General features: G+C 69.2%; 26 protein-coding genes. 15 read left to right on the top strand and 11 right to left on the bottom strand.

Annotated features, from left to right (window positions below; all coding sequences use genetic code 11):
* Positions 1-260: 260 nt before the first annotated feature.
* Together ACFV2O_RS18515 and ACFV2O_RS18510 are read right to left on the bottom strand one after the other, a co-directional pair.
* Complete coding sequence (locus ACFV2O_RS18515) at positions 261-749, bottom strand: GNAT family N-acetyltransferase (protein ID WP_379252847.1); 489 nt, start codon at positions 747-749, stop codon at positions 261-263.
* Between the two features lie 50 nt (positions 750-799).
* Positions 800-2,497 (bottom strand): GMC family oxidoreductase N-terminal domain-containing protein, encoded by a 1,698-nt coding sequence (locus ACFV2O_RS18510; RefSeq protein WP_379252846.1) that lies wholly within the window; start codon positions 2,495-2,497, stop codon positions 800-802.
* Between the two features lie 159 nt (positions 2,498-2,656).
* Here ACFV2O_RS18510 and ACFV2O_RS18505 point away from each other — a divergent pair, with 159 nt between their 5' ends.
* Positions 2,657-3,163 (top strand): phosphoribosyltransferase, encoded by a 507-nt coding sequence (locus tag ACFV2O_RS18505; protein WP_355080438.1) that lies wholly within the window; start codon positions 2,657-2,659, stop codon positions 3,161-3,163.
* A 735-nt stretch (positions 3,164-3,898) separates the two neighbouring features.
* Positions 3,899-4,825 carry an alpha/beta hydrolase gene (locus ACFV2O_RS18500; RefSeq protein WP_379252845.1) on the top strand — a complete coding sequence of 309 codons (927 nt, stop codon included), beginning with the start codon at positions 3,899-3,901 and terminating at the stop codon, positions 4,823-4,825.
* 38 nt (positions 4,826-4,863) lie between these two features.
* Here ACFV2O_RS18500 and ACFV2O_RS18495 read toward each other — a convergent pair whose 3' ends face one another.
* On the bottom strand, positions 4,864-5,454 hold the full coding sequence (locus tag ACFV2O_RS18495) for a TetR/AcrR family transcriptional regulator (RefSeq protein ID WP_379252844.1): 591 nt from the start codon (positions 5,452-5,454) through the stop codon (positions 4,864-4,866).
* 73 nt (positions 5,455-5,527) lie between these two features.
* On the opposite strand from ACFV2O_RS18495, the gene ACFV2O_RS18490 reads away from it, so the two are divergent.
* Together ACFV2O_RS18490 and ACFV2O_RS18485 are read left to right on the top strand one after the other, a co-directional pair.
* Positions 5,528-6,340 carry a class I SAM-dependent methyltransferase gene (locus ACFV2O_RS18490; protein WP_379252842.1) on the top strand — a complete coding sequence of 271 codons (813 nt, stop codon included), beginning with the start codon at positions 5,528-5,530 and terminating at the stop codon, positions 6,338-6,340.
* 131 nt (positions 6,341-6,471) lie between these two features.
* Positions 6,472-7,227: a ZIP family metal transporter gene (locus ACFV2O_RS18485; RefSeq protein WP_379252841.1), complete on the top strand. Its 756-nt coding sequence runs from the start codon at positions 6,472-6,474 to the stop codon at positions 7,225-7,227.
* A gap of 34 nt (positions 7,228-7,261) precedes the next feature.
* Here ACFV2O_RS18485 and ACFV2O_RS18480 read toward each other — a convergent pair whose 3' ends face one another.
* Positions 7,262-7,717, bottom strand: coding sequence for a MerR family transcriptional regulator (locus tag ACFV2O_RS18480; RefSeq protein WP_379252839.1), 456 nt, complete (start codon positions 7,715-7,717; stop codon positions 7,262-7,264).
* Positions 7,718-7,742: 25 nt separating this feature from the next.
* On the opposite strand from ACFV2O_RS18480, the gene ACFV2O_RS18475 reads away from it, so the two are divergent.
* Positions 7,743-8,453, top strand: coding sequence for an SDR family NAD(P)-dependent oxidoreductase (locus tag ACFV2O_RS18475; RefSeq protein ID WP_379252838.1), 711 nt, complete (start codon positions 7,743-7,745; stop codon positions 8,451-8,453).
* Positions 8,454-8,489: 36 nt separating this feature from the next.
* On the opposite strand, the gene ACFV2O_RS18470 is transcribed toward ACFV2O_RS18475, so the two are convergent.
* On the bottom strand, positions 8,490-9,416 hold the full coding sequence (locus ACFV2O_RS18470; RefSeq protein ID WP_379252837.1) for a class I adenylate-forming enzyme family protein: 927 nt from the start codon (positions 9,414-9,416) through the stop codon (positions 8,490-8,492).
* A 168-nt stretch (positions 9,417-9,584) separates the two neighbouring features.
* On the opposite strand from ACFV2O_RS18470, the gene ACFV2O_RS18465 reads away from it, so the two are divergent.
* Entirely contained in the window at positions 9,585-10,871 is a 1,287-nt protein-coding gene (locus tag ACFV2O_RS18465; protein ID WP_379252836.1) for a PucR family transcriptional regulator, read from the top strand.
* 91 nt (positions 10,872-10,962) lie between these two features.
* On the opposite strand, the gene ACFV2O_RS18460 is transcribed toward ACFV2O_RS18465, so the two are convergent.
* Together ACFV2O_RS18460 and ACFV2O_RS18455 are read right to left on the bottom strand one after the other, a co-directional pair.
* Positions 10,963-11,814 (bottom strand): multidrug DMT transporter permease, encoded by an 852-nt coding sequence (locus tag ACFV2O_RS18460; protein WP_379252835.1) that lies wholly within the window; start codon positions 11,812-11,814, stop codon positions 10,963-10,965.
* A gap of 2 nt (positions 11,815-11,816) precedes the next feature.
* The gene (locus ACFV2O_RS18455) at positions 11,817-12,335 is read right to left on the bottom strand and encodes a MarR family winged helix-turn-helix transcriptional regulator (RefSeq protein ID WP_379252834.1); all 519 of its coding nucleotides are present in this window, start codon (positions 12,333-12,335) and stop codon (positions 11,817-11,819) included.
* A gap of 151 nt (positions 12,336-12,486) precedes the next feature.
* Between ACFV2O_RS18455 and ACFV2O_RS18450 the strand changes: the two genes are divergently transcribed.
* The 4 genes from ACFV2O_RS18450 (at position 12,487) to lipB (ending at position 16,260) form a co-directional block, all read left to right on the top strand.
* The gene (locus tag ACFV2O_RS18450) at positions 12,487-12,939 is read left to right on the top strand and encodes a hypothetical protein (protein ID WP_379252833.1); all 453 of its coding nucleotides are present in this window, start codon (positions 12,487-12,489) and stop codon (positions 12,937-12,939) included.
* Between the two features lie 201 nt (positions 12,940-13,140).
* Positions 13,141-14,547 carry an MFS transporter gene (locus ACFV2O_RS18445; RefSeq protein ID WP_379252832.1) on the top strand — a complete coding sequence of 469 codons (1,407 nt, stop codon included), beginning with the start codon at positions 13,141-13,143 and terminating at the stop codon, positions 14,545-14,547.
* 9 nt (positions 14,548-14,556) lie between these two features.
* Positions 14,557-15,552 carry a sigma-70 family RNA polymerase sigma factor gene (locus ACFV2O_RS18440; protein WP_379252831.1) on the top strand — a complete coding sequence of 332 codons (996 nt, stop codon included), beginning with the start codon at positions 14,557-14,559 and terminating at the stop codon, positions 15,550-15,552.
* Positions 15,553-15,624: 72 nt separating this feature from the next.
* Positions 15,625-16,260 (top strand): lipoyl(octanoyl) transferase LipB, encoded by a 636-nt coding sequence (lipB, locus tag ACFV2O_RS18435; protein WP_379252830.1) that lies wholly within the window; start codon positions 15,625-15,627, stop codon positions 16,258-16,260.
* 333 nt (positions 16,261-16,593) lie between these two features.
* On the opposite strand, the gene ACFV2O_RS18430 is transcribed toward lipB, so the two are convergent.
* Positions 16,594-16,716, bottom strand: a complete 123-nt coding sequence (locus ACFV2O_RS18430; protein ID WP_379252829.1) for a hypothetical protein — start codon at positions 16,714-16,716, stop codon at positions 16,594-16,596.
* A gap of 16 nt (positions 16,717-16,732) precedes the next feature.
* On the opposite strand from ACFV2O_RS18430, the gene ACFV2O_RS18425 reads away from it, so the two are divergent.
* From ACFV2O_RS18425 to ACFV2O_RS18410, 4 genes are all read left to right on the top strand, one after another.
* A complete protein-coding gene (locus ACFV2O_RS18425; protein WP_379252828.1) occupies positions 16,733-17,860 on the top strand; it encodes a TIGR03364 family FAD-dependent oxidoreductase in 1,128 nt (375 codons plus the stop codon).
* Positions 17,861-18,109: 249 nt separating this feature from the next.
* Complete coding sequence (locus ACFV2O_RS18420) at positions 18,110-18,304, top strand: hypothetical protein (protein WP_379252827.1); 195 nt, start codon at positions 18,110-18,112, stop codon at positions 18,302-18,304.
* Positions 18,305-18,522: 218 nt separating this feature from the next.
* On the top strand, positions 18,523-19,503 hold the full coding sequence (locus ACFV2O_RS18415) for a DUF5996 family protein (RefSeq protein ID WP_379252826.1): 981 nt from the start codon (positions 18,523-18,525) through the stop codon (positions 19,501-19,503).
* Positions 19,504-19,804: 301 nt separating this feature from the next.
* Positions 19,805-20,047, top strand: a complete 243-nt coding sequence (locus tag ACFV2O_RS18410; RefSeq protein ID WP_356965283.1) for a hypothetical protein — start codon at positions 19,805-19,807, stop codon at positions 20,045-20,047.
* A 64-nt stretch (positions 20,048-20,111) separates the two neighbouring features.
* Here ACFV2O_RS18410 and ACFV2O_RS18405 read toward each other — a convergent pair whose 3' ends face one another.
* Together ACFV2O_RS18405 and ACFV2O_RS18400 are read right to left on the bottom strand one after the other, a co-directional pair.
* Positions 20,112-20,663 carry a dihydrofolate reductase family protein gene (locus tag ACFV2O_RS18405; protein ID WP_355080473.1) on the bottom strand — a complete coding sequence of 184 codons (552 nt, stop codon included), beginning with the start codon at positions 20,661-20,663 and terminating at the stop codon, positions 20,112-20,114.
* 137 nt (positions 20,664-20,800) lie between these two features.
* Positions 20,801-21,388 (bottom strand): NADPH-dependent FMN reductase, encoded by a 588-nt coding sequence (locus ACFV2O_RS18400; RefSeq protein WP_379252825.1) that lies wholly within the window; start codon positions 21,386-21,388, stop codon positions 20,801-20,803.
* Between the two features lie 299 nt (positions 21,389-21,687).
* On the opposite strand from ACFV2O_RS18400, the gene ACFV2O_RS18395 reads away from it, so the two are divergent.
* Positions 21,688-24,918: a BTAD domain-containing putative transcriptional regulator gene (locus tag ACFV2O_RS18395; RefSeq protein ID WP_379252824.1), complete on the top strand. Its 3,231-nt coding sequence runs from the start codon at positions 21,688-21,690 to the stop codon at positions 24,916-24,918.
* On the opposite strand, the gene ACFV2O_RS18390 is transcribed toward ACFV2O_RS18395, so the two are convergent.
* The gene (locus ACFV2O_RS18390) at positions 24,896-25,177 is read right to left on the bottom strand and encodes a hypothetical protein (RefSeq protein WP_355080518.1); all 282 of its coding nucleotides are present in this window, start codon (positions 25,175-25,177) and stop codon (positions 24,896-24,898) included. The two genes, ACFV2O_RS18395 and ACFV2O_RS18390, sit on opposite strands and share 23 nt — an antisense overlap.
* Between the last annotated feature and the right edge of the window lie 285 nt (positions 25,178-25,462).

Below are 25,462 nucleotides of genomic sequence, written 5' to 3'. Positions count from 1 at the left end.
CCGCTGGCGACTTCGTCGCGGACGCGGCGGCCGCTCGGACGCGAGCCGGGCCGCGAACGGCGGGTGCTCGGTCTCGCTTCGCTCGAAAGACCTGGTGGAGGTGCGCGGGGCGCGTCGGTATCAATGCTGCGACGTCGCGCGCGGTTGAAGTGACCGGGCTGCGCGTGGTTTGCCGCTCATGCAGTCGCATCTCGGACGCGAGCCGGGCCGCGAACGGCGCATGCTCGGTCTCGCTTCACTCAGTCGCGGAGACACTGGCTTCAGCCGCAGCGAATCCAAGCGGTGGCCTCGTTGCCGTCCAGGGCGTAGTCGATTCCGCGTGCGGTCAACAGGCGGAGTACGGGAATGTTGTCCGGCGTCGTGCTCACGAACAGCCTCGAGTAGCCCTCGGCGGTTGCCCGCTCGATCAATGCGGCGAACACGGCGGTGCCGATGCCCGTGCCTCGGCGGGAGCGGCCGAGCCAGACTCCCGCCTCGGCGGCGCCGTCCGAGGCGGGCAACCGGCACAGTCGTGCCGCGCCGACCACCTCGCCGTCCACCCGTATGCCGTAGGTCGACTCGACGGGCTGCTCCGCCAGCGCGCGGCCGCGATGAAAGGCTCGGAAATCCGCCTCTCGGGCGGCATTCCAGCTCGCGTCCGGCGCTTCCACCGGCATGACCTCGCCGGGATGCGCGTCGGCCACCGCGGTGTGCAGCAGATCGGCGAGCAACGCTTCGTCGAGCGGTTCGAGGACGACATGGCGGGGCATGCGCCGATCCTGGCACCGGGACCGGCCGCACGCGACCGGTTTCCGCCCGCTCAGACCGGGGTGATCGGCAGGCGCAACGCGCCGGGCGCGGCGACCGGAACCACCGGGTTCTTCGGCTCGATCGGCGCGAGCCTGCGGTAGGCCGTGCCGAGAGGTGGACGCACGTCGTCCTCGCCTTTGTTCGGCCACAACGACATGGCGCGTTCGGCTTGGGCGGTGATGGTCAGGGATGGATTCACGCCCAGGTTCGCCGAGATGGTGGAGCCGTCGGTGATGTGCAGGCCGGGGTGTCCGTAGACCCGGTGGTAGGCGTCGACGACGCCCGACTCGGCCGAGTCGCCGATGGCGCAGCCGCCGATGAAATGGCCGGTGATCGGGATGTTCATCAGTTCGGTCCAGCCACCCTGCGGCAGACCGCCGATCTTCTCCGCGATGCGCCTGGTCACCTCGTGTCCTTCCGGAATCCAGGTCGGCGGTGCGGCGCCGTCGCCCGGCCTGGTCGTCATGCGCCTGCCGAACAAGCCGCGCTTGGTGTAGGTGACGATCGAGTTGTCGACGTTCTGCATGACGAGCACGCCGATGCTGCGCTCGGACCAGCGGCGGGGGCTGTGCAGCCGGACGAGGTGGCGGCGGTGCGCGATCAACTCCCGCACGCCCAGCCACCAGCGCGCCCTGCCCTCATGCCCGTCCACGAGCACGGTGGCCAGCAAACTCATCGCATTGCTGCCCTTGCCGTAGCGGACCGGCTCGATGTGGGTGTGCTCGTTGGGGTGGATGGACGAGGTGATCGCCACGCCCTTGGTGAAGTCGGTGTCCTTGCGCAGCGACCGCGCGGCCAGCACGGCTTCGGAGTTGGTGCGGGCCAGATGCCCCAACCGCGACGAGACGTGCGGCAGACTGCCGTTCTCGCGTAACCGGTGCAGCAGTTTCTGGGTGCCGAGCGCGGCGGCCGCGAAGATCACCTGGTCCGCGGTGAACGTCCGCTCGCCCTTGCGCGCCCACCGCCCGGTCCGCACCGTCCGCACTTCGTAGCCGCCTTCCGGTCGCGGCCGCACATCCGTCACCGTCGTCAGCGGATGCACCGTGGCTCCGGCCTTTTCGGCCAGGTAGAGATAGTTCTTCACCAGTGTGTTCTTCGCGCCGCGCCGACAGCCGGTCATGCACTCGCCGCAGTGGGTGCAGGTCGAGCGCGCCGGTCCGACGCCGCCGAAGAACGGGTCGGCGACCTGCATTCCCGGCCGAGAACCGTTGTCCGCGAACAGAACCCCTACCGGCGTGCGGCGATAAGTGTCGCCGATGCCCATGTCCTGGGCGACTTCGCGCAGGATTCGATCGGTCGGAGTGGTCGCCGGATTCTCGGTCACACCGAGCATTCGCTTCGCTTGGTCGTAGTACGGCGCCAGCTCGGAACGCCAGTCGGTGATGTGCGCCCACTGCTGGTCGCGGTAGAACTTCTCCGGCGGCTCGTACAGCGTGTTGGCGTACACCAGCGACCCGCCGCCGACTCCCGACCCGCTCATGATGAACGTGTCGTTGAGCAGGGTCATCCGCTGGATGCCGTAGCAGCCGAGTTTCGGCGCCCAGAGGTACTCGCGCAGATGCCAGGAGTTCTTCGCGTACTCGTGGTCGGCGAACCGCCGGCCCGCCTCGAGCACGCCGACCCGGTATCCCTTCTCGGTCGCGCGCAGCGCGGCGACGCTGCCGCCGAAGCCGGAACCGATGACGAGCACGTCGTAGTGGCTGTCCATGCGCTCGAGCGTATGGCGGCGAACACACAGGCCGGACGAGAGATACGGACGTGATATCGAGATTTCCGGCCATCTTGCCTCCGGCTTCCCATGGCAGTGAGCAACCGCCCGGGAAACCTGGGCGGCCACTCGTATGCTCGCTGCGTCGCGTCCAGCGAGATGGGAGAGCCTGTGACGGATCGCGAAGTACTGACCTGGGAGTCGTTCGGTTCCGCGAGCCGGGAACTCGCCGCGACCATCGCCGCTGACGGCTTCGAGCCCGATCTGATCCTCTCGATCGCGCGGGGCGGGCTGTTCGTGGCGGGCGCACTCGGCTACGCCCTGGACGTGAAGAACCTGCACGTGATGAACGTCGAGTTCTACACCGGCGTCGACCAGCGCCTGGAGTTGCCGGTGATGCTGCCGCCGGTGCCGCAGGCGGTGGATCTGGCAGGCGCCACCGTGCTGGTCGCCGATGACGTCGCCGATACCGGCGCCACCCTGAAACTGGTGCGCGACTTCTGTTCCGGCAAGGTCGCCGAGGTGCGCTGTGCGGTGATCTACCAGAAGCCGTGGTCGGAAGTCGACAGCGAATACGTGTGGCGGCGCACCGACCGGTGGATCAATTTCCCGTGGTCCACCGAGCCACCGGTGGTGCGACGGCAGCCGCGCGCGCTCGACGCCTGACCGCTGGGCATGCCCGCCTCGGACGCAGCGGCCTCGAAGGCGCGCAGGACAAGCCCCGTCCGGTCGCTTCCGGTGGGCTGCCGCCGAAGAACGCGCCCGTGTCACCGGATGGAGGGCAGTGAGCGATCAATTCAGTTGAGCGACAGCGATTGCGCCGAACTTGTGATCGATGATCGAGAAGGCCGCGCCGGATACTCCGAGCGCACCGAGGACCGAGTCTGTCTGGTCGAGCGGCATCGCCATGCGACCATTCTCGCTCCGCACCGGATCGGCAGCGCGCAACGGCCCGGGCCTACTGCGGGATCCCGACGACTGGGCGACCGGTCGCGACACGCCGCATTTCGAACACGCCGAAGGTCCGTCGCATAGCAACTGTCGAGCTACCATCAGAGCGAGGCGTTCACCAGCGTTTCCCCGACCGGCGATTCGTCGCCCGAGCGGGCCACAGCAGCCGGCCGACGTCGGTGAGCTGCCCACACCACTCGCACCGGTGGGCAGCCCGGACTTCCCAGGTTTGACTGGAATGGATCCGGTAGCCAATACGGCGCAACGTAGGATGAATTCGCGATCGTGGGCGCGGAGGCGCATGTCGAGAAAGCGAATCGTATTGAACTACAAACGAATTGGATCTCGTTCTCGAACGAGGAACGGGTAGGAGGTATGCGGGTGGGCGCAGCGGCGCGGTCTGGAAAGCAGCGGGGTATTCGCGGTCGAATGAGGAAGACCGGCGCTGTCATGGCAACAGCCGTGCTCATGTCGTCCCTCGGCGGGGCCGCCGCTACCGCCGCGCCGATCCACGCGCCGATATTGCGCGCACCGGCGCGCGGTTTCAGCGAGCTCTCCGTGCCGTCCAGCATGGGACCGATCAAAGTCCAGGTCCAGTGGGCGGCTCGCGGCGGAAGCGCGGCGCTCTACCTGCTCGACGGCCTGCGCGCGCCCGCCGACCACAGTCAGTGGACGACCGATACCGACGCCTTGGCCCAATTCGCGGACGACAACGTCACCCTGGTGTTGCCGGTCGGTGGGCACTCGAGCTTCTACACCGACTGGTACCAGCCGAGCAGCACGAACGGCCAAGAGACGACGTACAAATGGGAGACCTTCCTCACCCAGGAACTGCCCGCCTACCTCCAGCGGTTCGGCGTATCGCGAACCAACGATGCCGTCGTCGGCGCGTCCATGGGCGGCAACGCCGCGCTGATCCTGGCCGGATACCATCGCAACCAGTTCAAATTCGCCGGATCGTTCTCCGGGTTCCTGCACCCGACGTTCCCGCTCTGGAACGAAGCGATGCGCGCCGCCATGCGGGACGAGGGCAATTTCAATGTGGACGACATGTGGGGGCCGGTCGGGGACCCGGCCTGGAGCCGCAACGACGCCACCGTACAGGCCGAATTGCTGCGCGGACTGCCGATATACGTCTCGACCGGCAACGGGCTGCCCGGCCCGCTCGACGTGCCGTTCGGAGTCGGGAACACGGTCAACGCGATGGGCCTCGAGTCGATGACGACGGTCGCCGCCCAGATGTTCCGTGATCGGCTCGCGGAACTCGGGATGACCGCCCGCGTCGACACCGTCGACGGGACACACACCTGGCCCTACTGGCAGCAAGCACTCGCGACCGCGCGTCCGATGATCCTCGACGCACTCGGCGCGCACTGACCGAGCACCGGGCCGGAGACTTCACCTCGGCGCTCGCACTAGCCGGACAGCACCCCCACGACGACCGCGCTCACCGCACCACCGACCGCCTCACGCGAGGGCGGACCGGCGTCCCGATCGGCGAACAGCAGGTGCGCGGTCCCGATCAGCATGGGGGCGAGCGAGTCGACGTCGGCGGTCGCGGCGATCCGGCCGAGGTCGCGTTCGGCGGTGAGGTACCCGGCGATCATGGCGGTCGCTTCTGCAAGGACGGGGACGCCGGTCGGCCGGTCGCGGCGCAGGCGTGCGCGCAATTCGTCCCGGAACGTGATCAAGCCGACGATGGCCGTGGTGACCGGGCCGAACACGTCCGTCAGCGCGGTGGTGAGGAGCTCGACCACGCCGCCGCTCCCGGCGGATTCCCGCAGAGCGGCGGCCCGTCGCTCGATCGCGACGATACGGGCGGTCACCAGTTCGGCGAGGAAGTCGTCGAAGTCGGTGAAGTGCCGATGCAGCACGCCTTTGGCGCAGCCTGCCTCCGCGGTGACCGCCCGGCTGGTCAGCGCGCTCGGCCCGTCGCGGAGCAGGATCCGGTCGGCGGCGTCGAACAACTGCTCGCGCACGTCGCGGAGGGCGACTCCGGTGGGCATACGGGTGCCTCTTTCTGTTCGGATCGAAACCCACCCGTTGCCGAGTGGGCGCATGCCCATTTAGAGTGGGCGCATGCCCACTATACCTTCGCCGGAGGAAACGCCGCACCGGCACCGGCAGATCGCGGAGTCCTTCGGGGTGAATGCCGAACGCTACGACCGGACCAGGCCCAGCTATCCCGAAGCCCTGATAGAGCACATCGTTTCCATCAGTCCCGGGCGCGCGGTCCTGAATGTCGGCTGCGGCACCGGTGTCGAAGCCCGGCAGTTCCAGGCGGCCGGTTGCACGGTGCTGGGAGTCGAACCGGATTCGCGGATGGCGGAATTCGCACGGGGCCGAGGGTTGGCGGTCGACGTGGCGACCTTCGAAACCTGGGACGGCGCAGGCCGCGTCTTCGATGCGGTCATCGCGGGAACGGCTTGGCACTGGGTCGATCCGGTCGCGGGGGCGGCAAAAGCGGCGGAAGTTCTGCGCCCCCGGGGCGTGCTCTCCGCATTCTGGCATGTGTTCCATCTCCCGACCGAGGTGGCGGAAGCATATGGCGCGGTGTACCGGCGGGTGGCGCCCGACTCGCCGTTCACCCTCCAGCCGGGCACGCGAGCCTTGGAGGTGTACCGGCAGATGCTGGACAAAGCAGCCGAAGGCATCCGGGAGACCGGTCGATTCGAAGATCCGCTGGAATCGAGTTTCCAGTGGGAGCGCACCTACACCCGCGACGAGTGGCTCGATCAACTTCCGACGCACGGCTCCATGACCCGTCTCCCGGAGGACAAACTGACACAAGTGCTCGACGGTGTCGGCGCGGCGATCGATGCGATGGGCGGGAGTTTCACCCTGCCCTACACGACGGTGGCGATCACCGCGACGCGCACCGCCACACCCTGACCCGATGCGCCGCCCCTTCCCCCGCTGTTCCTGGGCTTCGTTTCCGTCCCGGCGGGTGCGGGTAGCTCGGACAGGTGGCCGGCGATGATCCGCGCTGGTCGACGCGTTCCGAGCGGTGAGGAGACGGTTGAGTGTCGGGGTTGTGGGCTGCGGGCGGATGGGGATTACTGGCCGGATCCGCCCTGCTGATAGGCGCTCTCGTGGGATTCTGGGCGCGCGTTCCCACGAAGATCGTGGCCAGTGTGATGGGATTCGGTAGCGGAGTACTGCTTTCGGCGGTGTCGTTCGAGTTGATCGCCGAGGCGCACGAGAAGGCCGGACTGCCGCCCACCGCCCTCGGCGCGGTGGGCGGCGCGGGGATCTACACCCTGGCGAATGTCGCCCTCGCCCGCCGCGGCGCCCGCCACCGCAAGCGCTCGGGAGACCAGCAACCCAGCGAATCCGAGCAGTCCGGCTCGGGCACGGCCATCGCGTTGGGCGCGCTGCTCGACGGGGTACCGGAGTCCATCGTCATCGGGGCGAGTTTGCTCGGCGGCGAAACCGTCAGCGCGGTCACCGTGGCCGCGGTGTTCATCAGCAATATCCCCGAAGGGCTGTCCAGCGCGGCCGGTATGCGCCGCGCGAACCGCAGCCCGCGCTACGTGTTCGGCTTGTGGGCTGGGATAGCGGTGATCAGCGGTGTGGCCGCCATGGCGGGCTACGGGCTGCTCGGTGACGCCGCGCCCGCCGCTCTGGCCGCGATCACCGCCCTGGCCGCGGGCGCGATCCTGGCCATGATCACCGACACGATGATCCCGGAGGCCTTCGAGGATGCCCATCTGTGGGTCGGGATGATCACCGTGGCCGGGTTCCTCACCGCCTTCGCCCTGTCCCAGCTCGACCACTGAACCCCTGTGGCGCAGGCTTTTCGGAGCCGATTGCTCAGCGCGCGTCGGCTCGACGGTCGGGCGCCCACAACCGATCGGCATCGCCAACGGCGAGCCTGCCGCGGTAGACGTCGATCTTGTGGTCGATGAGTTCGAGGTTCTCGTGCAACTCGGCGATCTTGGCTGCCACCTCGGCGCGATGCGCCTCCATGAGGGCGAGCCGCTCGTGCTCGTTGCCGCGCCCGGCGGCGACGAGTTCGGCGTAGCGGCGGATGGTTTTGATGGGCATGCCGGTGGCCCGCAGCTTGGTGCAGACGGTGATCCAGTCCAGGTCCAACTGCTGGTAGCGCCGCCAGCCACCGGCCGCGCGATCGACCGGGGTGACGACCAGGCCCGCGCGTTCGTAGTAGCGCAAGGTGTGCACGCTGACCCCCGTCCGCCTGGCGGCCTCGGCGATGCTCATACCTTCCTGTGGCGTACCGGATTCCGGCTGCGGCTTGACTTCGAGCACGCTCTAGAATTTAGCGTCCGTGATCATGACGACAACATTGATCACCGGAGCGAACAAAGGTCTCGGTTTCGAGGCCGCCCGCCGGCTCATCGCCGCGGGCCACACCGTCTACCTCGGAAGCCGGGACGTCGAGCGCGGACGCCGGGCCGCCGAACAGTTGGGGGGACGGACAGTCCAGCTCGACGTCACCGACGACGCGTCCGTAGCGGCCGCCGTCGCGGCCATCGAAGCCGACGGCGGCCTGGACGTGCTGGTCAACAACGCGGGTATCGCCACGGAATGGACCGCGACCAACACCGTGATCGGCGCCGCGGAGGTGACCGCGGACCTCATGCGCCAGACCTTCGAGACGAACGTCTTCGGCACGGTGCGCGTCCTGCACGCGTTCCTGCCCCTGCTACAACGTTCCACCGCCCCGATCGTGGTGAACGTCAGCAGCGGGCTGGCCTCGCTGACCCGGGTCAGCGACCCCGGCAGCCGGGCGTACGCCTACCCGGGCGTCGCCTACCCGGCATCGAAAACCGCGGTCAACGCGATCACCGTGCAGTATGCGAAAGCGTTTCCGAACATCCGGATCAACGCGGTGGAGCCCGGCTTCACCCAGACCGATCTGAACGGGAACACCGGCCTGCAGAGCGTCGAGCAAGGCGCCGAGATCATCGTGCGGATGGCGCGGCTGGGCCAGGACGGCCCCACGGGGGGATACTTCGACGCCGACGGCGCCCTGCCCTGGTAGCCGAACGTCGGTCGTGCGGTGCTCACCCGTGGCGAATCAAGGCACGACGGACGCGCGGTTCAACTCCCCTGCCGCCGGTGAACGGATCGCGTGGGCCCGCGCGATGACCTCCTTCAGCCCGTATCCGTTGACGATGGGTACACCAAAGCGGTGTTCGAACCTGCTTCTTAGTTCACTTCCGGCCGGTGCCGCACAGCACAGGGCGAAACGCACCGACGAGGTGTCCCACCGCTCCCGGCCGGGCAGATCGGTCAGTGCCGCGTACAGGCTCGGGAAGGCGGAGGAGTAGGTGGGCCGGATTCGCTCGACCCGTTCCAGGAACGATTCCGGGTCCAGCGGGCCTGCCAAGGTAGTGCGACCTCCCGCGACCAACGGCGACAGGGCGCCGAGCAAGATGCCGCAGAGCTGCCGCATCGGCAGCGTCGACAGGCTGTGGTCGGCATCGGTGAGGGCGAAGACCTCGATCACGAATCGGCACATGGCCTCCAGGTTCCGGTGATCGAGCATCGCCCGGATGCCGCCGCCGTAGGTGATCAGCGCCAGCGCCTCCCCGCCGGGCCGCGCCGCCGGTGTCGGGTCGCGTTCCGCCGCGCCGAGCGCCGCGGCGGGCAGGACCCGCACCGCAGCGTCGATCGCCGACGGATGCTCGATGACGATGAGGACCTCGGGGTCCGCGTCGATTATCCGCTGACTCACCTCCTCGTCGGACGCCGTCGGGTCGATCACGGCGGCCGTGGCGCCCAGGCGCCAGATCGCGAACAGCGACACCACCAGGTCGACCTCGCCGGGCAGCATGGTCGCGACGACGTCGCCGGTCGTGACGCCCGCGGCGCGCAGGCGGGACGCGGCACGCTGGACGGCGGACAGGAATTCGCTGTTGTTCAGTTCGATGCCGCCAGCGGCAAGGGCTGGTGCCTGCGGGGCGGCTGCGGCGCGACGATCCGGAAGAGTGGAAAGCATCATGCGATGTCCTCGGCAACGGCGTAGTTGTTCGATAACAACGGTAGGAAGCGGAGCTCCTCTCGCCACCGTCGCGCAAGGATCAAATTCGTCGTCTGTCTTGTCGCCTGGAGACAATATCGACCCGCGAGATCCGCCGCCGCGCGCACGGCGAGGTAATACGATCGGCTCGTGACGAGTTCTCGTCGCAACGGTGAAGCGGAGGTCGACCGTTGTATCGCGACGATCGCCGCCCGCATGAACGCGCGGGTGACGGAGGTCAGCGCGAGCATCCACAGCGCGCTCGAGGAAGAGATACCCGAGCTGCGCGCGGATGTCCACACCGTCGAACTGCTCGGGGCCAGTGTGCAGGGAAACGTCGACACCCTGCTGTACGCGCTGCGTCACGACATCCCCGCCACCCGCATCCACCTGCCGTCGGCGGGCACGGAGTACACGAAGCGTCTGGCCCAGCGCGACGTCCCGCTCAACGCCCTGATGCGCGCCTATCACATCGGTCAACGGCGGGCGACCGAACTGATCTTCGCCGAGTTGCAGGCCGCCGACGTCGCGCCGGTCGATCGATTCGTCGTCGGCCGGGCCATCGCCACCCGGCTGTTCACCTACCTCGACCAAGTGATCCAGGAGGTCGTCGCGGTCTATGAAGGAGAGCGGGAGCAATGGTTGGACACCCGCAACAGTGTGCGAGCGCTCTGTGTGCGCGAGCTGCTGAAGGGGAAGGAGTCCGTCGACGTCGACAGCGCCACCGAGCAGATCCGTTATCCCCTGCGTTGGCATCACCTGGCGCTCATCGTTTGGTATCCCGACACGGAAGCCCACAGTGACGAACTGGCCGAGCTGCAACGGTTCGTTCGTGGGGCGGCCGAGAGCGCGGGAACCTCTGGGCAGCCCCTCTTCGTCGCCGACGATCAGCTGAGCGGCTGGGCGTGGCTGCCCTACCGTTCGGCACGACCCGATGCCGTCGCCGATATCCGTGCATTCGCGGCCGCGCAACGCGACGCCCCGAACGTGGCGATCGGCACGATGGTCCCGGGCCTGTCCGGGTTCCGCCGATCTCATCGCCTGGCTCAGGACGCGCGCACGGTAGCGCTGGCGGGGGCGGACACCGAACACCGGGTGGTCGCGGCCGAAGACCCCGGATTGTCGGTCGCGGCCCTGCTCGGTGAGAGCATCGCGGAAGTCCGGGAATGGGTCGGCGACGTGCTGGGCGACCTGGCCTCCGACACCGACAACGACGCGCGGCTGCGCGACACGCTCCAGGTCTTCCTGCGCACCGGATCGAGCTACAAGGCAGCCGCCGCGGAGCTCGGCCTCCACTCGAACTCGGTGAAATACCGGGTGGGCCGGGCGGTTTCGCGACGCGGCAGGCCCATCGCCGAAGACCGGCTGGACGTCGAGCTCGCACTGCTCATCTGTCACTGGTACGGACCGGCGATACTGCGACCCGGTACGGCGTGACCCGGCTGCCCGGAACTCAGCGGCGCAGCGCTGCATGCGGGACAGCTCCACGGGACCGCGCACGGCGTAGAGCCAGGTTGCGACTCCGTCGTCACGATGTGGCGATGACAATGCTGGCGGCCGAGGCGGCGACCGACCCGATGATCTGGCTGCTGTGCAATCGCTCCCGCAGCGCGGTCACGCCGAGTACCACGGGGACGATCGGGTAGAGCGAGGACAACACGACCGCCACGGCCAGGTACTCGGTCCGCGTGGCGAAGAGATAGGACACGAGCGCGGCGGCGGCGAGGATGCCGGAGAACACGGCTGTGAGATCGGCCCGATGTCCATGGCCTGGCGCGGTATCCGAGGATCCGGATGCCAGCGTCCATGCGAACAGAGCGACGAGAACGACGGCCGCCGCCCGGCCCGCGGTCACCGGCCAGATACCGGAGGCCGGGGCGGCGCGAGCCAGTGCGAGGTATTGCACGGCGATGCCGACACCGGCGATCAGCCCGTCGCCGACAGCGGCCCTGGCATTCGGACCAGCGCCGGTCGCACCGCCCGCGACGAGCCAGAGCGCGGGCACAGCCATCGCGATACCCGCCCATACCGACGCCGCCGGACGCTCACCGAGCAGAGCGGTTCCGAGCAGAACCGGCAGTGCGGCGCCGCCCACGGCGCTGGTCGGTACGACCACGGACATCGCGCCGCGGCTGATTCCGCGGAACAGGAAGGTCATCGCGATACCGGTGCCCACTCCGGACAGCGCTCCCCAACCGAGATCGGCGGGATGGGGCCCGGCGGGAAATACCAGCAGGCCTGCGAGCGCGGTGACGGCGAGCCCGCCGAGTTGGCCGAGCAGCGCCACGCGTGCGAATCCGACTCGGCGGGACGCGGTTCCACCCCAGAAATCCGACAGGCCATAGCTCAACGCGGACATCAGCGCCAGAAGCGTCCCCATGATCAGGCCTTCCGGTCGCGCTCGGCCTGTCCCACCGGACACACCGCGGATCGCGTGCAGCCTGCGCGGTCGCACAATCTGCACAGCACATTCGAATCGCCGATCTCGGCGTACAGCCGGGCCAGCAGTTTCGCAAGCAGGCTCGTCATGGCTTCGCGCTCCGCGTCGTCGAGTGCGGATACCAGCTCGGCCAACGACCGGGCGCGGGCGGCGAGGATTCGGTCCGCGGTGTCCCGGCCGGACGGCGTCAGGTTCACGCTGACCAGACGTCCGGGGCCGGGAGAGCGGCCGACCAGTCCGGCGGCCGCGAGCGAATCGACCATGCGAACGGCCGCGGATTGCGTCAGCCTGACCCGTTTGCCCAGGTCGGTCACGCTGATGCCCGGCGATTCCATGAGCGTCACCAAGGCGGCCGCGCTACTGCCGCTCACCGCACCGGCGCCGTGCACGTCGGCGAGCATCACGTCGTTGATCGCAAGCGCCGCTGCTCCGAGCAGGTTCTCCAGGCGAGCATCATGCATGACTCATGCATAACATCCGCCGACGGGTCGCTGTCAACCCTTCACCCGGCCGCGCGGTGTGCGGAGTGAGACGATCAGGAATCGAGAAGCGCTGGTCAGCGCGCTGCCGTTAGCGTTGGGACGCGAGCCGTTCACACAAAGAGGAGGACTCATGAACTGGGACAGACGGATAAGGCAGGCGCACCGGTGGCTGGCCGTCATATTCACGGCGACCGTCGTCGTCACGGTCGTCGCCTTGGCGCTGAAGGGGCCCGTGTGGGTCTCCTACGTGCCTCTGCCCCCGCTCGCCTTGCTTCTCTTCTCCGGTCTCGGCGTATTCGGACTGTCGTGGTCCGCCGAGCGGCGCGGCCGGGCGGCCGGGAACACCTCGCCGCGGCGGGTCGTGCCCGCACCGCGGGTCCGGCAGCTGCATCGCTGGTCGGGCATCGGCTTCGTCGCGACCGTTCTCGCCACTTTCGTCGCCTTGGCGCAGGAGGAACCGATCGTCTGGGTGTCCTACCTGCCGCTGCTGCCGCTCGCTCTGCTGCTGTTCTCCGGCCTCTACATGCTGGTGTTGCCGCTTGCGGTGCGACGTCGGCGCGCCGGTCGCCTCGCCACGTCCTAGTCGGCCGGGGCGGGCGCGGGCGGCGCCGAGCCCGGTGGAACCCGGGGCGGCGACTCCGGACGACGCTTCCGAAGCGGGGCTCCTGCCGGCCGCTCGTACGTCCGCGATCGGCACGAAACAAAGTTTTCTCCGAACCTGCGATGAATCGGGGCGGCGGCGCCGGTATGTACCGGCGAACCCATCGGAGGAGGACTTTCGCCCATGAGAACGACCACGGGACAGCGCTGGGTACTCGCGCTGACATCGGTGGCCGCGTTGATGATCATGCTGGACGCGCTGGTCGTCACCACCGCCTTGCATGCGATCCAGCTCGACCTGCGCGCCTCGCTGGCCGAACTGGAGTGGACCGTCAACGCCTACACCTTGAGCTTCGCGGTGCTGCTGATGGCGGGCGCGGCGCTCGGCGAGCGATATGGACGGCGCCGCGTACTGGTCGCGGGGGTGCTGCTGTTCTCGGCGGCCTCGGCCGCGTGCGCCTCGGCGCCGAACCTGGGCTGGCTGGTCGCCGCCCGGGCGGTGCAAGGTGCCGGCTCGGCGGCCGTCATGCCGGTCGGTATGGCGCTGCTGTCGGCCGCCTTCCCGCCCGCGCAGCGCACCCGCGCGCTCGGGCTTTTCGCGGCGGTGACCGGCCTGGCCACGCTCGGCGGCCCGCTCCTCGGTGGCGCGGTGGTGGAGGGCTCGACCTGGCAGTGGATCTTCTGGCTGAACCTGCCGATCGCCGCCTTGCTCGTGCCGCTGATGCTGGCCCGGCTGCCGGAGAGCCGTGGCGAGGCACGCGGACTCGATCACCTGGGCATCGGGCTGGCCTGCGCCGCCGCGCTTGGCTCGGTGTGGGGCCTGCTGCGCGGCGACGAAGCGGGCTGGGGCAGCGGCGAAGTCGTCGCCGCGTTCCTGCTCGCGGCGATCGCGCTGGTCGCGTTCGTACGCTGGGAGCTGCGCACCGCGGCCCCGTTGATCCCGATGCGGCTGTTCGCCGCGCGCGGCTTCTCGGTCGGCAACGCGGTGGGCTTCCTGCTGTTCGGATCGATCTTCAGCGGGGCGTTCTTCTTCGCACAGTTCCTGCAGACGGTCCAGCACCACGGCCCGCTCGGCGCGGGAGTGCGGCTGGCGCCCTGGACGATCACCTTGTTCCTCGTCGCTCCCGTGGCGGGCAAGCAGGTCAACCGCTTCGGGGAACGGCCGCTGGTGGTCGTGGGACTGCTGATGCAGGCCGCGGGCTACGGCTGGCTCGCGCTGACGGCCGGGCCGCAGTTGTCCTACCCGGCCATGGTCGCGCCGTTCGTGCTCTGCGGTGTCGGCGTCTCGATGGCCATTCCCGCCGCACAGAGCGCCGTGCTGCGTTCGGTGCCCTTGGCGGCGGTCGGTGCGGCGTCGGGCACGTTCAACACCTTGCGCCAGCTCGGCAGCACGTTCGGGATCGCCTTGCCCGCAGCGGTTTTCGCGAAATTCGGTGGACTCGGATCCGCCGCTGCGTTCAGTGCCGGATTCGCCGCGGCGATCGGCACGGCGGCGCTGCTGGCGCTGATCGGCGCCGCGCTCGGGCTGCTGCTACCCGCGGGCGCGCCCGTCGCGGCACGCTCCGACGCGCAGCCGGTCGCGGCTCGGTAGGTTGCGGCCATGACGATCGGCGCCGACTTCACGGCCGAGACGATGGCCTACCGGCCGGAGTTGCTCGCGCACTGCTACCGCATGCTCGGGTCCGTCCACGATGCCGAGGACCTGGTGCAGGAGACCTTGGTGCGGGCCTGGCGTGCCGCCGACCGGTTCGACGAGCAGCGGGCTTCGCTGCGCACCTGGCTGTACCGGATCGCCACCAATGCCTGCCTGACCGCGCTCGAACAGCGTGGCAGGCGGGCCTTGCCCACCGATCTGAACGGGCCGGCCGCCACTCTCCGGACCCGGCCGGCCCGGCATCCCGAAGTGTCCTGGCTGGAACCGATTCCCGACGCGCTGCTCGGCGGCTCGGCCGATGATCCGGCGACCGTGGTGGCCGCGCGCAGCGGCATCCGCCTGGCCTTCATCGCCGCGCTGCAATATCTGCCCGCCCGCCAGCGCGCGGTGCTCATCCTGCGCGACGTGCTCGCCTGGTCCGCCGCAGAGGTCGCCGACCTGCTCGGCACCTCCCCCGCCGCGGTCAACAGCGCGCTGCAACGCGCCCGCGCCCAGCTCGAGAAGGCCACCCCCATGATCGATCGGACGTCCGAGTCGTTGAGCCCCGGTGAGCGCGCGATGATCGACCGCTACGTCACCGCTTTCGGCAACGGCGATATGGACGAGTTGAGCAAGCTGCTGCGCGACGACGTGGTGCTCGAAATGCCGCCCGCCCTGTTGTGGTTCGCGGGCCGCGCCCACGTAGTGGGTTTCTTCGCGGCCAAGGCGGCCCGGGACGGCGACACCTGGCGCGCCGTGCCGACAGCCGCCAACACCCAGCCCGCCGTCGCCTATTACCTGCGCGACGCGGACGGGACCCACCGCGCGCACTCCATCCACGTTCTCGGCACCACGGATACCGCCATAGAACGCATCACCGTCTTCCTCGGCGACGAATTGTTCCGGCCGTTCGGGTTGCCGACGGTGCTTCGACGGCCGAACGAGAACTCCATGCCGGAGTGATGCTCGGTGCGGACGATCGCACAGGCGATGGGGTCGAATTCCCGGTGCGGCGGGGAGCGATATCGTCGGAGCATGCGAGCCCGGCCGTTGACTTTGATCCAGGACGACCTCGTCGACTACGACAAGGCCATGGAACGCATGGGAGAGCTGGTCGAAGAACGCCACAGCGGCGCGCGGCCGGACACCCTGTGGCTGCTGAGCCATCCGCCGGTCTACACCATCGGGCGGAAGACGCCGCAGGAGCACCTGCCGGACCCGGCACACGACATCCCGGTCGTGCGGACCACCCGCGGGGGCCAGCTCACCTATCACGGTCCCGGCCAGCTGGTCGGCTATCTCGTCGTCCGGCTCGATTCCGGCGAAGGGGTCGTGGACTACATCCGCGAGGTCGAGTTCCGCCTGATCGAGGCACTCGGCCGGTTGGGCGTGCCCGCCGAACGCCGCGACACTCCGCCCGGCTCCGAACTGCTCACCGGCGTGTGGACCCGGCACACCGGCCGCAAGATCGTCTCCATCGGCATGCGCCAGAGCCGAGGGATCACCAGTCACGGCTTCGCCCTCAATGTGAACGGCGACCTCGAGCCATGGCACTGGGCCGTCGCGTGCGGGCTCCCCGACGTCCATATGTCCTCCGTGGCCAGGGAATCCGGCGCGGCCACCATGGAGCAGGTGCGCTCCATGGTCGCCACCGCTTTCGAGGCGAGCTGAACTCCGCCCGCGAACGATCCGCCGCTCGCGCGGCGGCGACCGCGACGGCTGATCGCGCTCGTGGTCCACAGCCGCGTCCCCTCGGAGCGGCGCTCCACCAGTCCGCCGAGCAGGCTACCCAGCTGCGCGCGGCCCCCTGCTGCCGAGATGCTGCCGGATTTGTTCCAGAACCACGAACTCCGTTGGGTATTCACGAAACGGCGACGCGACCAGATCGGCAGAGAGCTACCCGCATCCACCCGCACACCGGACCCGGCGCAGGCGGACCGCCGAACGCCGAAACGAAAGTAGCCACGACACAGACGATTACGACCAGGATCGTACGCATGCCGATCAGTTGACGAGGCGGGCCTCGAAGGCGATCCAGTCGCCACGGGCGAGCGACCGGACGCGCTCGACGGGCTCGCGGTGGTTAACCTCGCGTTCGCGCGGACCACACCGAGCGGTCCAGTCCATTTGCCATCCTCGGTCCATGCGATTGGCGATCATCGGAGGCGGCATCCTCGGCACCGCACACGCCATGGCCGCGATCCGCCGCGGGCACGAGGTCGTGCAGCTGGAACGGGAACTCGAAGCGCGCGGTGCGACCGTGCGCAACTTCGGCCTGGTCTGGGTGTCGGGCCGGTCGGCCGCGGAACTGGATCTCGCCCTGCGTGCGCGGAGGCTGTGGGAGGAGATCGGCGGGAAGGTGCCCGGCGTCGGTTTCCGGCCCTCGGGCTCGCTCACCTTGGTGCGCACCCCGGAGGAATTGGCCGTCGCCGAGGCCGCGGCGGCCGGCCCCGGAGCCGAGGCACGTGGCTTCGCCTTGCTCGACCCCGACCGCGTCCGCGCCGTCAATCCCGCTCTGCGGGGCAAATTCCTTGCCGGACTGCATTGTTCGACCGACGCGGCCGTAGAGTCGCGCCAGGCGCTGCCCGCGTTGCGCGCCTATCTCGCCGCGAGCGGGCGCTACACCTTTCATTGCGGCACGGAAGCCAGGGAAGTCGCCGACACCGGTTCCGGCGTGCGGGTGCGCGACGACCGTAATCGTTTCTTCGATGCCGACCTCGCGCTCGTCTGCCCCGGCGCCGCGCACACGGGCCTGGCCAGGGAACTGACCGGAGCGCTGCCCGTGCGGCGGGTCCGGCTACAGATGATGCAAACCGCTCCGCTGGGTGAGCCGCTTCCCACGGCCGTCGCCGACGGCGACACTTTCCGCTACTACCCCGGCTTCGCCGGTCCCGAGGTCGACGCGCTGAACCGGGAGCAATCGCAGACCGCGACCGCCGCGGAGCATGCGATGCAACTGCTGTGCGTCCAGCGCCTGGACGGCGGATTGACCATCGGCGACACCCACGAGTACGCCGAGCCGTTCGCATTCGACCTGGACGACGCTCCTTACGAGCACCTGACGTCGGTGACCGAGGAGTTGCTGGGCCGCAGACTGCCACCAGTGGTGCGTCGCTGGGCAGGCGTGTACAGCCAGAGCGACGATCCCGGCGCCGCGGTCACCCGCGTACGAGCCGAACGCCATGTCTGGGTGATCACCGGACCCGGCGGTCGCGGCATGACCCTCGGCCCCGTCCTCGGCGAGGAAACCGCCGACCTACTCGAACTCTGAGGAACGGATCCTGGTTCTGCTGAGACGGTTTCGAGGCCGGGCCGCGCCGCGGTGAGCGGTGCGGCAGGGCGCGTCCGGTCGCGCCATTATGCGTTACCAGACGTATCCCAAATTCCGTGTGCCCGGGTGCTGGCACACCACGAAATCCGCGCGTCGATTCGCGCAGGCGCACGCGACGTGTGAAGAATGCTCGCAATCACGAAAGTAATTGTCCGCCTGGGGATAACGCGCCATATGGAGCGGACGGGGATGACTGGAGAAATAGCGGTGGTACTGCTGTGGGTGGTGATCGTTGCCATCGTCGTGGTTCTGCTCGGCGGTGCGGCCGCGGCGATGGTGTGGGATCCGAGTCCCCGCCGGAAGGCCCGGGCGACCGATCGGAGCGCAGCGCTGCCGTTGGCGGGCATGCCATCGCCGCACGACAGGTGGCCCCGGCGATCTTGACGCTTCGCCCCGCCGCGAGCCGTTCCTTCTGGTCCCGCCGAGCCGATCGGCCCGAGCTGCCGCCACAGCCCGCGATGTTGCCAAACAGTTGCCAACCGCTTGGCATGTTCTGCTTCACGACGTAGGCGCACCGGGTACGGTGGGCGCTGCGGTGCGCCTTCGCAGGCGTCCGCGTGCGGCACTGGCACCGAGAATCCCGAGACGACGGAGGTGCGGCAGTGACAGGCTCAGAAACCGCGCCCGAGCCGTGGCCGGTGTTGCGCGTCGATGACTGGACTCCCACGCGGGAGACGCTGCACATGTGGACGCAGATCATCGGCAAGATCAGGCTCTCGCACACCCCGCTGGTCAACCATTGGTGGCAGGTCACCTTCTACGTCAGCCCGAGAGGGCTGACCACCTCCGCCATTCCGCACCCGGCGGGATGCTTCGACATCGAATTCGATTTCCTCGATCATCGACTGCACATCCGGTCCAGCGACGGCCGTAGCAGGCAGGTCGCGCTGGAACCCAAACCGGTAGCGGCTTTCTACGCCGAAACCGTCGCGGCGCTAGAGGAACTCGGGATTCCGGTGCGAATCGAGGCCAAGCCCAACGAGGTCGAACTCGCCATCCCGTTCGCCGACGACTACGAACATCGCTCCTACGACGCCGCGGCCGCCACCTTGTTCTGGCGGCAGCTGCTGGCCGCCGACCGGGTCATGCACGAGTTCCGCGCGCGCTTCATCGGGAAAGTGAGTCCGGCGCACTTCTTCTGGGGCGCGATGGACTTGGCGTGCACCCGGTTCTCAGGGCGGGCGGCTCCGCGACACCCGGGTGGCGCGCCGAACTGTGGCGACTGGGTCATGATCGAGGGTTACTCGCACGAATTGAGCAGTTGCGGCTTCTGGCCCGGCGGCGGGTCGGAGGGCGCCTTCTACGCCTACGCGTACCCGGAGCCCGCGGGATTCGCCGAACACCCGGTCGGCCCGCGAGAAGCCTTCTACAGCCGGGAGAACGGCCAGTTCCTCCTGCCGTACGAGGCCGTTCGCACCGCCCCCACCCCGGAACGCGCGCTGCTCGAATTCCTCGAGACGACCTACGAGGCCGCCGCCGATCTGGGCCACTGGGACCGCGCCGCCCTGGAAGCCGACCCGGACCGCTGGAAGCACAAGCGCCGAGCGCCCGAGACGGGCACGCCACGGCCGCCGGGCGAGTGATCCGGCATGGCGCCGCCCGTCGCCGATTCCTTCGGGGCGAGGGCGTGACGCCCGCCTTCCACGGTTCGTGCGGACAGCATCGGATCCACCGTTGAATGACCTGTACAACGGCACGTTGATCAGGGTAGAGATTCCTCGGCCGCCGAGACAACTTGATCAAATCCGCAGTTCACAGCCCGTTTCGCGACACATAGCTCCCCACCATTGAGAACCCGGTATCCGGCGGATCACCGATGAATGTATCGTTATATGACGGCACGTTAATCGACGGGATGAACTAATGCACAACACCAGCAAGCGCGTGACAGTGCGTCGAGTGGTGGCCTCGGCGCTGATCGGCGGAGCGGTCGTCATGGCGGCGGCAGTCGCTTCGCCCGAAACCACGGTGACCACCACAGCCGACCGGTACTCCCACAACCCCGCCGACAAGCGCGGTTCCGGAGTGGGAGAGCGCGCCCGGAGCAGCAACCACGGCGGATACCAAGGGCGCAACGAGCGCCCGTGCCAGTACACCCCCGAGGGCTACTGCACCGGAGGGCGTTGATACCCATACCGGCGGCGAGCCGGATCGCCCGGGCGGCCCGAACGGGCCGCCCGTCCGCGCGCGATCAGCCCTCGGCCGGACCGTAGGACAGGTGGACGACGCCATTGGCGTAGACCTCGTGCTCTTTGAGCGCGAGCTTGGTCGCGTCGACGCCGTCGCTCCACAAGCGCTTGCCCTTCCCGAGTGCGATCGGGTAGACGAACAGGTGCAGATCATCGATCAAGCCGTCGGCGAGCAACGCCCGCACCAGTGTGCCGCTGCCGCTGATGTAGATGACGCCGTCGATCTCGTCCTTCAGCTTGCGGATGACCTCCGGGTCGTAGGCGCCGACGCGGGTGCTGTTGGCCCACTCCACCTGCGGCTCGCTCGCACCGACGACGTATTTCGTCGTGTCGTTGAAGAACGGCGCCCCCGGGTCGTCCTCGACGGTGCGGGTCGACCAGGCCGGTGCGAACATCTCGAAAGTGGTGCGGCCCAACAGAATCGCCTTGGACGCCGAGGTGATCGCCGCGAGAGTCTCCCCCATCTTCGGGTCGAACCCGTACTCGAAGGTCCAGGACGGATCCTCGTACACGCCGTCGAGGGCGATGAACTCGTGGACTGCGATGGTTCCCATGTTTTTCCTTTCATCGGGTGCGGCGGTCGCCGGGTGCGGCCCGGTGCCGCTGTCGACAACGACTCTGCTGGCCGCGCCTTACGGTTTGTTTACGGTCGGTCCGTCGTTTCGGGCGAACCGGTGTTCGAGGTTGCTTTCTACCGCACGAACGGCGTTTCGGCCCGCGCCTGGCGCAAGGCGCGGGCCCACCACATGAGCTGGTCCAGCGTGGCGTCGACGGCCTCGTCGAGTTCCGCGTCGCGGCGCGGCCAGCTGCCGTCGCTCGCGAAGCGCTGCCAGACCTTGGTCACGGTGACCGTGCGGCGGATGGGGACCGCGTTCAGTTCGCCGAAGACGGGACGCAACTGGGCGGCGGCGTGACCGCCGTCGACGTCGCCGCCGTATCCCACCACCGTTACCGGTTTGCCGGCCCACTCCGCGTCGAACCAGTCGACGGCATTCTTCACCGCGGCCGGAAAGCTCCGGTTGTACTCCGGAGTGACCAGGACGAACGCGTCCGCGGCGGCCAGCCGTTCGCCGAGCGCGCGGACGGCGGGCGGTAGCGGCTCGTCGGGATCGGGTAATCGATCGGGCAACCCGGTCTCCGCGAGATCGATCCGGTCCACGTCGATATCGCGGCGGCGGCCCAGCCGCCCGGCGAACCACTCCGCCACCGTGGGGCCGAAGCGACCTGTGCGGGTGCTGCCCACGATCAGCGCCACCCGTACCCGGCGGGGTCCCCTCATCGCACGTCCCGCACCGGTGGCGCATCGGCTCCCGGCCTCGTGTGTCGATCGGCGTCGCCCGGTACCCGTCGCTGTCCGGGTACCGGGTGCGCCCTGCGGTCCCCGCGCGGTCTGTTCAGACAGGCAGACGCCTCCTCGATAGGACTCTCACCACCGCTGATTCGACGTGCGATAGTCGTGATGAGTGGCATGTCGTGCTTTCCTTCCACGAGTTCGGCCTTCGGCGTTCTCATCGTGGGCGCGCCACCTTCCGATTTGTTTGCGGTCGCCTTCCGCCGCCGCTCGCATAGGCTGCCCCAATGCGTTTCGGGGTACTGGGTCCGTTGACGGTCTGGACGGATGCGGGCGCCGTAGTGCCGATTCCGGGGGCCAAGGTGCGGGCACTGCTGGCCGACCTGCTGGTCACGCCCGGCCAACCGGTATCGGGCGACCGGCTGATCGACGACATCTGGAGCGACGACCCGCCCGGCAATCCGGCGGGCACGCTGGCGGCGAAGGCCTCGCAACTGCGCAGGGCGTTGGAAGACGCCGAACCCGGCGGCCGGGACCTCGTGGTGTCCCCGCCGCCCGGGTATCGGCTGGCCGCCTCCGACACCGACGCGCAGGAGTTCCGCGCACTGGTGGCGTCCGCGCGAGCGACGACCGACACCGCCGAGCGGGCCCGGGCGCTCGCCGCGGCGGTCGCTCTCTGGCGCGGGCCCGCGTTCGCCGATTTCCGGGACGCGGCATTCGCCCAGCCCGCCATCGCGCAACTCGAAGAGCAGCGCTTGGTGGCGGTGGAGGAACTGGCGGAGGCGCGGCTGACGCTGGGCGAGTACCGCGAAGTGGCCGGAGAGCTCGGCGAAGTCGTGACGGCGCATCCGCTGCGCGAGCGGCTGCGCGCGGCCCACCTGCGCGCGTTGTACGGCGCGGGAAGGCAGGCCGAGGCGCTCGACGGTTACGAGGATCTGCGCAGGCACCTCGCCGACGAGCTCGGCATCGACCCGAGCCCGGAGCTGGTCGCGCTGCAGCGCGCGCTCCTGGCCCAGGATCTGCCGCAGGCCGCGCCGCCGGAGAGCGTGGTCGCCCGTCGGCGCAGCTCGAACATTCCGGCGCAGCGCACCGAGCTGATCGGCCGCGACAGCGACCTCGCGCAGTTGTGCGACGCCGTCGAGAACGCCAGGCTGGTCACGCTCACCGGGCCCGGCGGCGTGGGCAAGACGCGCTTGTCGCTCGCCGCCGCGGCGGTGCTGCCCCAGCGATTCGCCAACGGCACCTGGCTGGTGGAACTGGCCGCGCTGCAACCGACAGCGACCGATGCCGCCACGTTCCTCGCCGACGCCGTGGCCGGTGTGCTCGGCATCCGCGCCACCGACGGCGCCGACATCACCGCGTCGTTGTGCGAGGCGCTGGCCGAACAGGAACTGCTGCTCGTCCTGGACAACTGCGAGCACGTGGTGGATCGCGCCGCCGATCTGGCCGAGACGCTGCTCGGCGCGGCTCCCCGGCTGCGCATCCTGGCCACCAGCCGGGAACCGCTGCGGCTGCCCGGTGAGGACGTCGTCGCGCTGCAACCCCTCGATGTGCCCGCGCGGGACGCGGCGTTCGACGAGATCGCCCGAGCGGGAGCGGTGCGACTGTTCGTATCCCGAGCGCGCGCGGGCGACCGTGATTTCGCGCTCGACGCCGACACCGCCACGTCGGTCGCGACGCTGTGCCGCAGGCTCGACGGCATACCGCTGGCGTTGGAACTCGCCGCCACCCGAGTACGCGCGCTGGGCGTGCACGAGATCGTCGCCCGGCTCGACGACCGCTTCAAGCTGCTGGCCACCGGGCATCGCGGCGTGCCGCCGCGGCAGCAGACGCTGGCGGCGATGATCGACTGGAGCTGGGGACTGCTGGACGCGACCGAGCAGGCGGTGTTGCGCAGGCTCGCGGTGCACACGGGCGGCTGCACCCTGGCGGCCGCGGAGGCGGTGTGCTCGGCGGGCGCCGAGCCCGCGGTGGACGCGTCGCTCGTCGCCGACGTGATCGGCAGACTGGTCGACCGGTCGTTGGTGCACCCGGCGGGACAGCGCTACCGCTTGCTGGAATCGGTGGCCGCGTTCAGCCTCGACCGGCTGGCCGATGCGGGCGAGTTCGACGCGGTGCACCTCGCCCACCATCGGTACCATCTGGGTCTGGCCGAGCGCGCCGAGCCCGAGCTGTACGGCGCCGACCAGCGTCGCTGGTTGCGTCGGCTGGACGACGAATCGGCCGATCTTCGCGCGGCGCTGGACGGTTTCGTTCGCGCGGGCGACGCAGATCAGGCCCTGCGGTTGGTGAACGCGCTCGCCTGGTACTGGCAGCTGCGTGGCAGGCCGACCGAGGCGCGGCGCTGGCTGGACGCCGCGCTGGCGCTCGGCGGCTCACCACGGCACCGGGCGCGAGCGCTGGCGTGGAGCGTCGGATTCGCGTTCCAGCAAGGCGATTTCGAGGACGGTTCGGCCAAGCGCGCCGCCGTGTTCGATCTGTACGACATGGTCGACGATCCGGCCGGGCGAGCGCGCGCGGAACTCTTCCTCGGCTTCTCCGCACTGGACTCCGGTGACGTGCAGGAGTTGGAAGCGCTGCTGCGCAAAGCCCTTCCGGTCTGCACCGATCTCGGCGACCGCTGGGGTGTGGCCGCCGCGCACGTCGCGCTGGCCAAGGCAGCCCACAATCGGGTCGATCTCCCGGCGCTGGAGCGGCACGCCCGCACGGCCGCCCGGCTGTTCGCCGAACTCGACGACCGCTGGGGCAGGCTCCAGGCCGCCGAATGGCTCGGCGGCCTGGCCGAACTCACCGGCGATCTGACCTCCGCCGCCGATATCCACGCCGAAGCACTCGGCTTGGCGCAGGAGCTGGAGCTGTGGGGGCAGGCGTGCACCCATCTGTGCTGGCTGGGCTGGATCGCCATGCAGCACACCGATTTCGGCCGGGCGCGGGCGCTCGGCGAACAGGCACAGCGCATCGCGGCCGAACACGGGTACGAGCCGGGCCGGTTGTTCGCCGCGCTCGTGCTCGCTTTCACCGCGCGCCGCGACGGCCGAACCGATGCCGCCGAGCGAATTCTGCGCGAACTACTCGCCCTCCCGCTGGCCGCGGGTGAGGAGACGCCGCTGTTCCTGCCGATGCTGCAGGTCGAGCTGGGCTACATCCTGGAACAGCGCGGCGAACCGAGCGCCGCGTTCGACCTCTATCTGACCGCGTTCGACGGCGCGCAACGCATCGGCGCACCACGCGACACCGCCTTCGCCCTGGCCGCGCTCGCCTCGGCGCTCACCGAGCTGGGCCTGCCGGAGATCGCGGCACAGCTGCTCGGCTCGGCGGCGGCGGTGCGCGAGGCCAACGGCATCGCGCTACTTCCGGCCGAACGCCCCGACATCGACGGTCCGGCGAACCGCGCCACCGTGGCGCTCGGCGAGCACGCCTTCACCGAGCGCCACGCCGCGGGAACGCGGTCGACTCCACTCGAGGCGCGCGACCTCGCGGCCCGCGCGGTTGGGGTCAGCCGACGATCGAGTTCATGATCGTGCCCGCGCTCGTGGCCACCGCGCCACCGGCCATCGCGCTGGCGACCATCTTCGGCGACTGCAGGGTGCCGCCGTTCCATTTCTCCCACGCGAACCTGCCCCCGCCGTAAGTGATCGCCGTGATGCCGGACAGCTGCACCAACCAGGTGAAGTAGCGGCCCATCTGCATCAGTTTGTCCGCCAGCGGCGGCTCTTCGGCGGTCGGATTATCGAATTGCTGCGCGATCACTGTGTCGTGCAGCGCGGCGAGAATCATGCTCACGTTCGTGCTCCTTTTCGCATGCCGAGGTGATGCCGGAGACAATTCGAGAGAAAGAGCTGCGCTACCGAGACGTTCGGCGCGCCACGGGCACTGCGAGGCCCACGGCCGCCGTTCCGGCGGTTCCGCGTCGTGATCGTATCCCGTTTGCCAGATGATTGCCGGAAAATGCGTGACAAGATCGATTAGACCGCATTGCGAAGGGGTGTTCCGCGCGACACACCGTCCTGCGCATGATTCAACTCACAGCCCTTCCCCGTGCCGGACAAAGCTGCGACCTCT

This window comes from Nocardia sp. NPDC059691 (assembly GCF_042733915.1).
In the GTDB taxonomy this organism is placed as follows: Bacteria; Actinomycetota; Actinomycetes; order Mycobacteriales; family Mycobacteriaceae; genus Nocardia; species Nocardia sichangensis.
This window is presented reverse-complemented; position numbering and strand designations above follow the sequence as displayed.

Coding starts and splice junctions, on each gene's coding strand:
- ACFV2O_RS18515 (WP_379252847.1), bottom strand. CDS start 749: ATGCCCCGCCATGTCGTCCTCGAACCGCTCGACGAAGCGTTGCTCGCC.
- ACFV2O_RS18510 (WP_379252846.1), bottom strand. CDS start 2,497: ATGGACAGCCACTACGACGTGCTCGTCATCGGTTCCGGCTTCGGCGGC.
- ACFV2O_RS18505 (WP_355080438.1), top strand. CDS start 2,657: ATGGGAGAGCCTGTGACGGATCGCGAAGTACTGACCTGGGAGTCGTTC.
- ACFV2O_RS18500 (WP_379252845.1), top strand. CDS start 3,899: ATGGCAACAGCCGTGCTCATGTCGTCCCTCGGCGGGGCCGCCGCTACC.
- ACFV2O_RS18495 (WP_379252844.1), bottom strand. CDS start 5,454: ATGCCCACCGGAGTCGCCCTCCGCGACGTGCGCGAGCAGTTGTTCGAC.
- ACFV2O_RS18490 (WP_379252842.1), top strand. CDS start 5,528: ATGCCCACTATACCTTCGCCGGAGGAAACGCCGCACCGGCACCGGCAG.
- ACFV2O_RS18475 (WP_379252838.1), top strand. CDS start 7,743: ATGACGACAACATTGATCACCGGAGCGAACAAAGGTCTCGGTTTCGAG.
- ACFV2O_RS18470 (WP_379252837.1), bottom strand. CDS start 9,416: ATGATGCTTTCCACTCTTCCGGATCGTCGCGCCGCAGCCGCCCCGCAG.
- ACFV2O_RS18460 (WP_379252835.1), bottom strand. CDS start 11,814: ATGGGGACGCTTCTGGCGCTGATGTCCGCGTTGAGCTATGGCCTGTCG.
- ACFV2O_RS18455 (WP_379252834.1), bottom strand. CDS start 12,335: ATGCATGATGCTCGCCTGGAGAACCTGCTCGGAGCAGCGGCGCTTGCG.
- ACFV2O_RS18450 (WP_379252833.1), top strand. CDS start 12,487: ATGAACTGGGACAGACGGATAAGGCAGGCGCACCGGTGGCTGGCCGTC.
- ACFV2O_RS18445 (WP_379252832.1), top strand. CDS start 13,141: ATGAGAACGACCACGGGACAGCGCTGGGTACTCGCGCTGACATCGGTG.
- ACFV2O_RS18440 (WP_379252831.1), top strand. CDS start 14,557: ATGACGATCGGCGCCGACTTCACGGCCGAGACGATGGCCTACCGGCCG.
- lipB (WP_379252830.1), top strand. CDS start 15,625: ATGCGAGCCCGGCCGTTGACTTTGATCCAGGACGACCTCGTCGACTAC.
- ACFV2O_RS18430 (WP_379252829.1), bottom strand. CDS start 16,716: ATGGACTGGACCGCTCGGTGTGGTCCGCGCGAACGCGAGGTTAACCAC.
- ACFV2O_RS18425 (WP_379252828.1), top strand. CDS start 16,733: ATGCGATTGGCGATCATCGGAGGCGGCATCCTCGGCACCGCACACGCC.
- ACFV2O_RS18420 (WP_379252827.1), top strand. CDS start 18,110: ATGACTGGAGAAATAGCGGTGGTACTGCTGTGGGTGGTGATCGTTGCC.
- ACFV2O_RS18405 (WP_355080473.1), bottom strand. CDS start 20,663: ATGGGAACCATCGCAGTCCACGAGTTCATCGCCCTCGACGGCGTGTAC.
- ACFV2O_RS18400 (WP_379252825.1), bottom strand. CDS start 21,388: ATGAGGGGACCCCGCCGGGTACGGGTGGCGCTGATCGTGGGCAGCACC.
- ACFV2O_RS18395 (WP_379252824.1), top strand. CDS start 21,688: ATGCGTTTCGGGGTACTGGGTCCGTTGACGGTCTGGACGGATGCGGGC.
- ACFV2O_RS18390 (WP_355080518.1), bottom strand. CDS start 25,177: ATGATTCTCGCCGCGCTGCACGACACAGTGATCGCGCAGCAATTCGAT.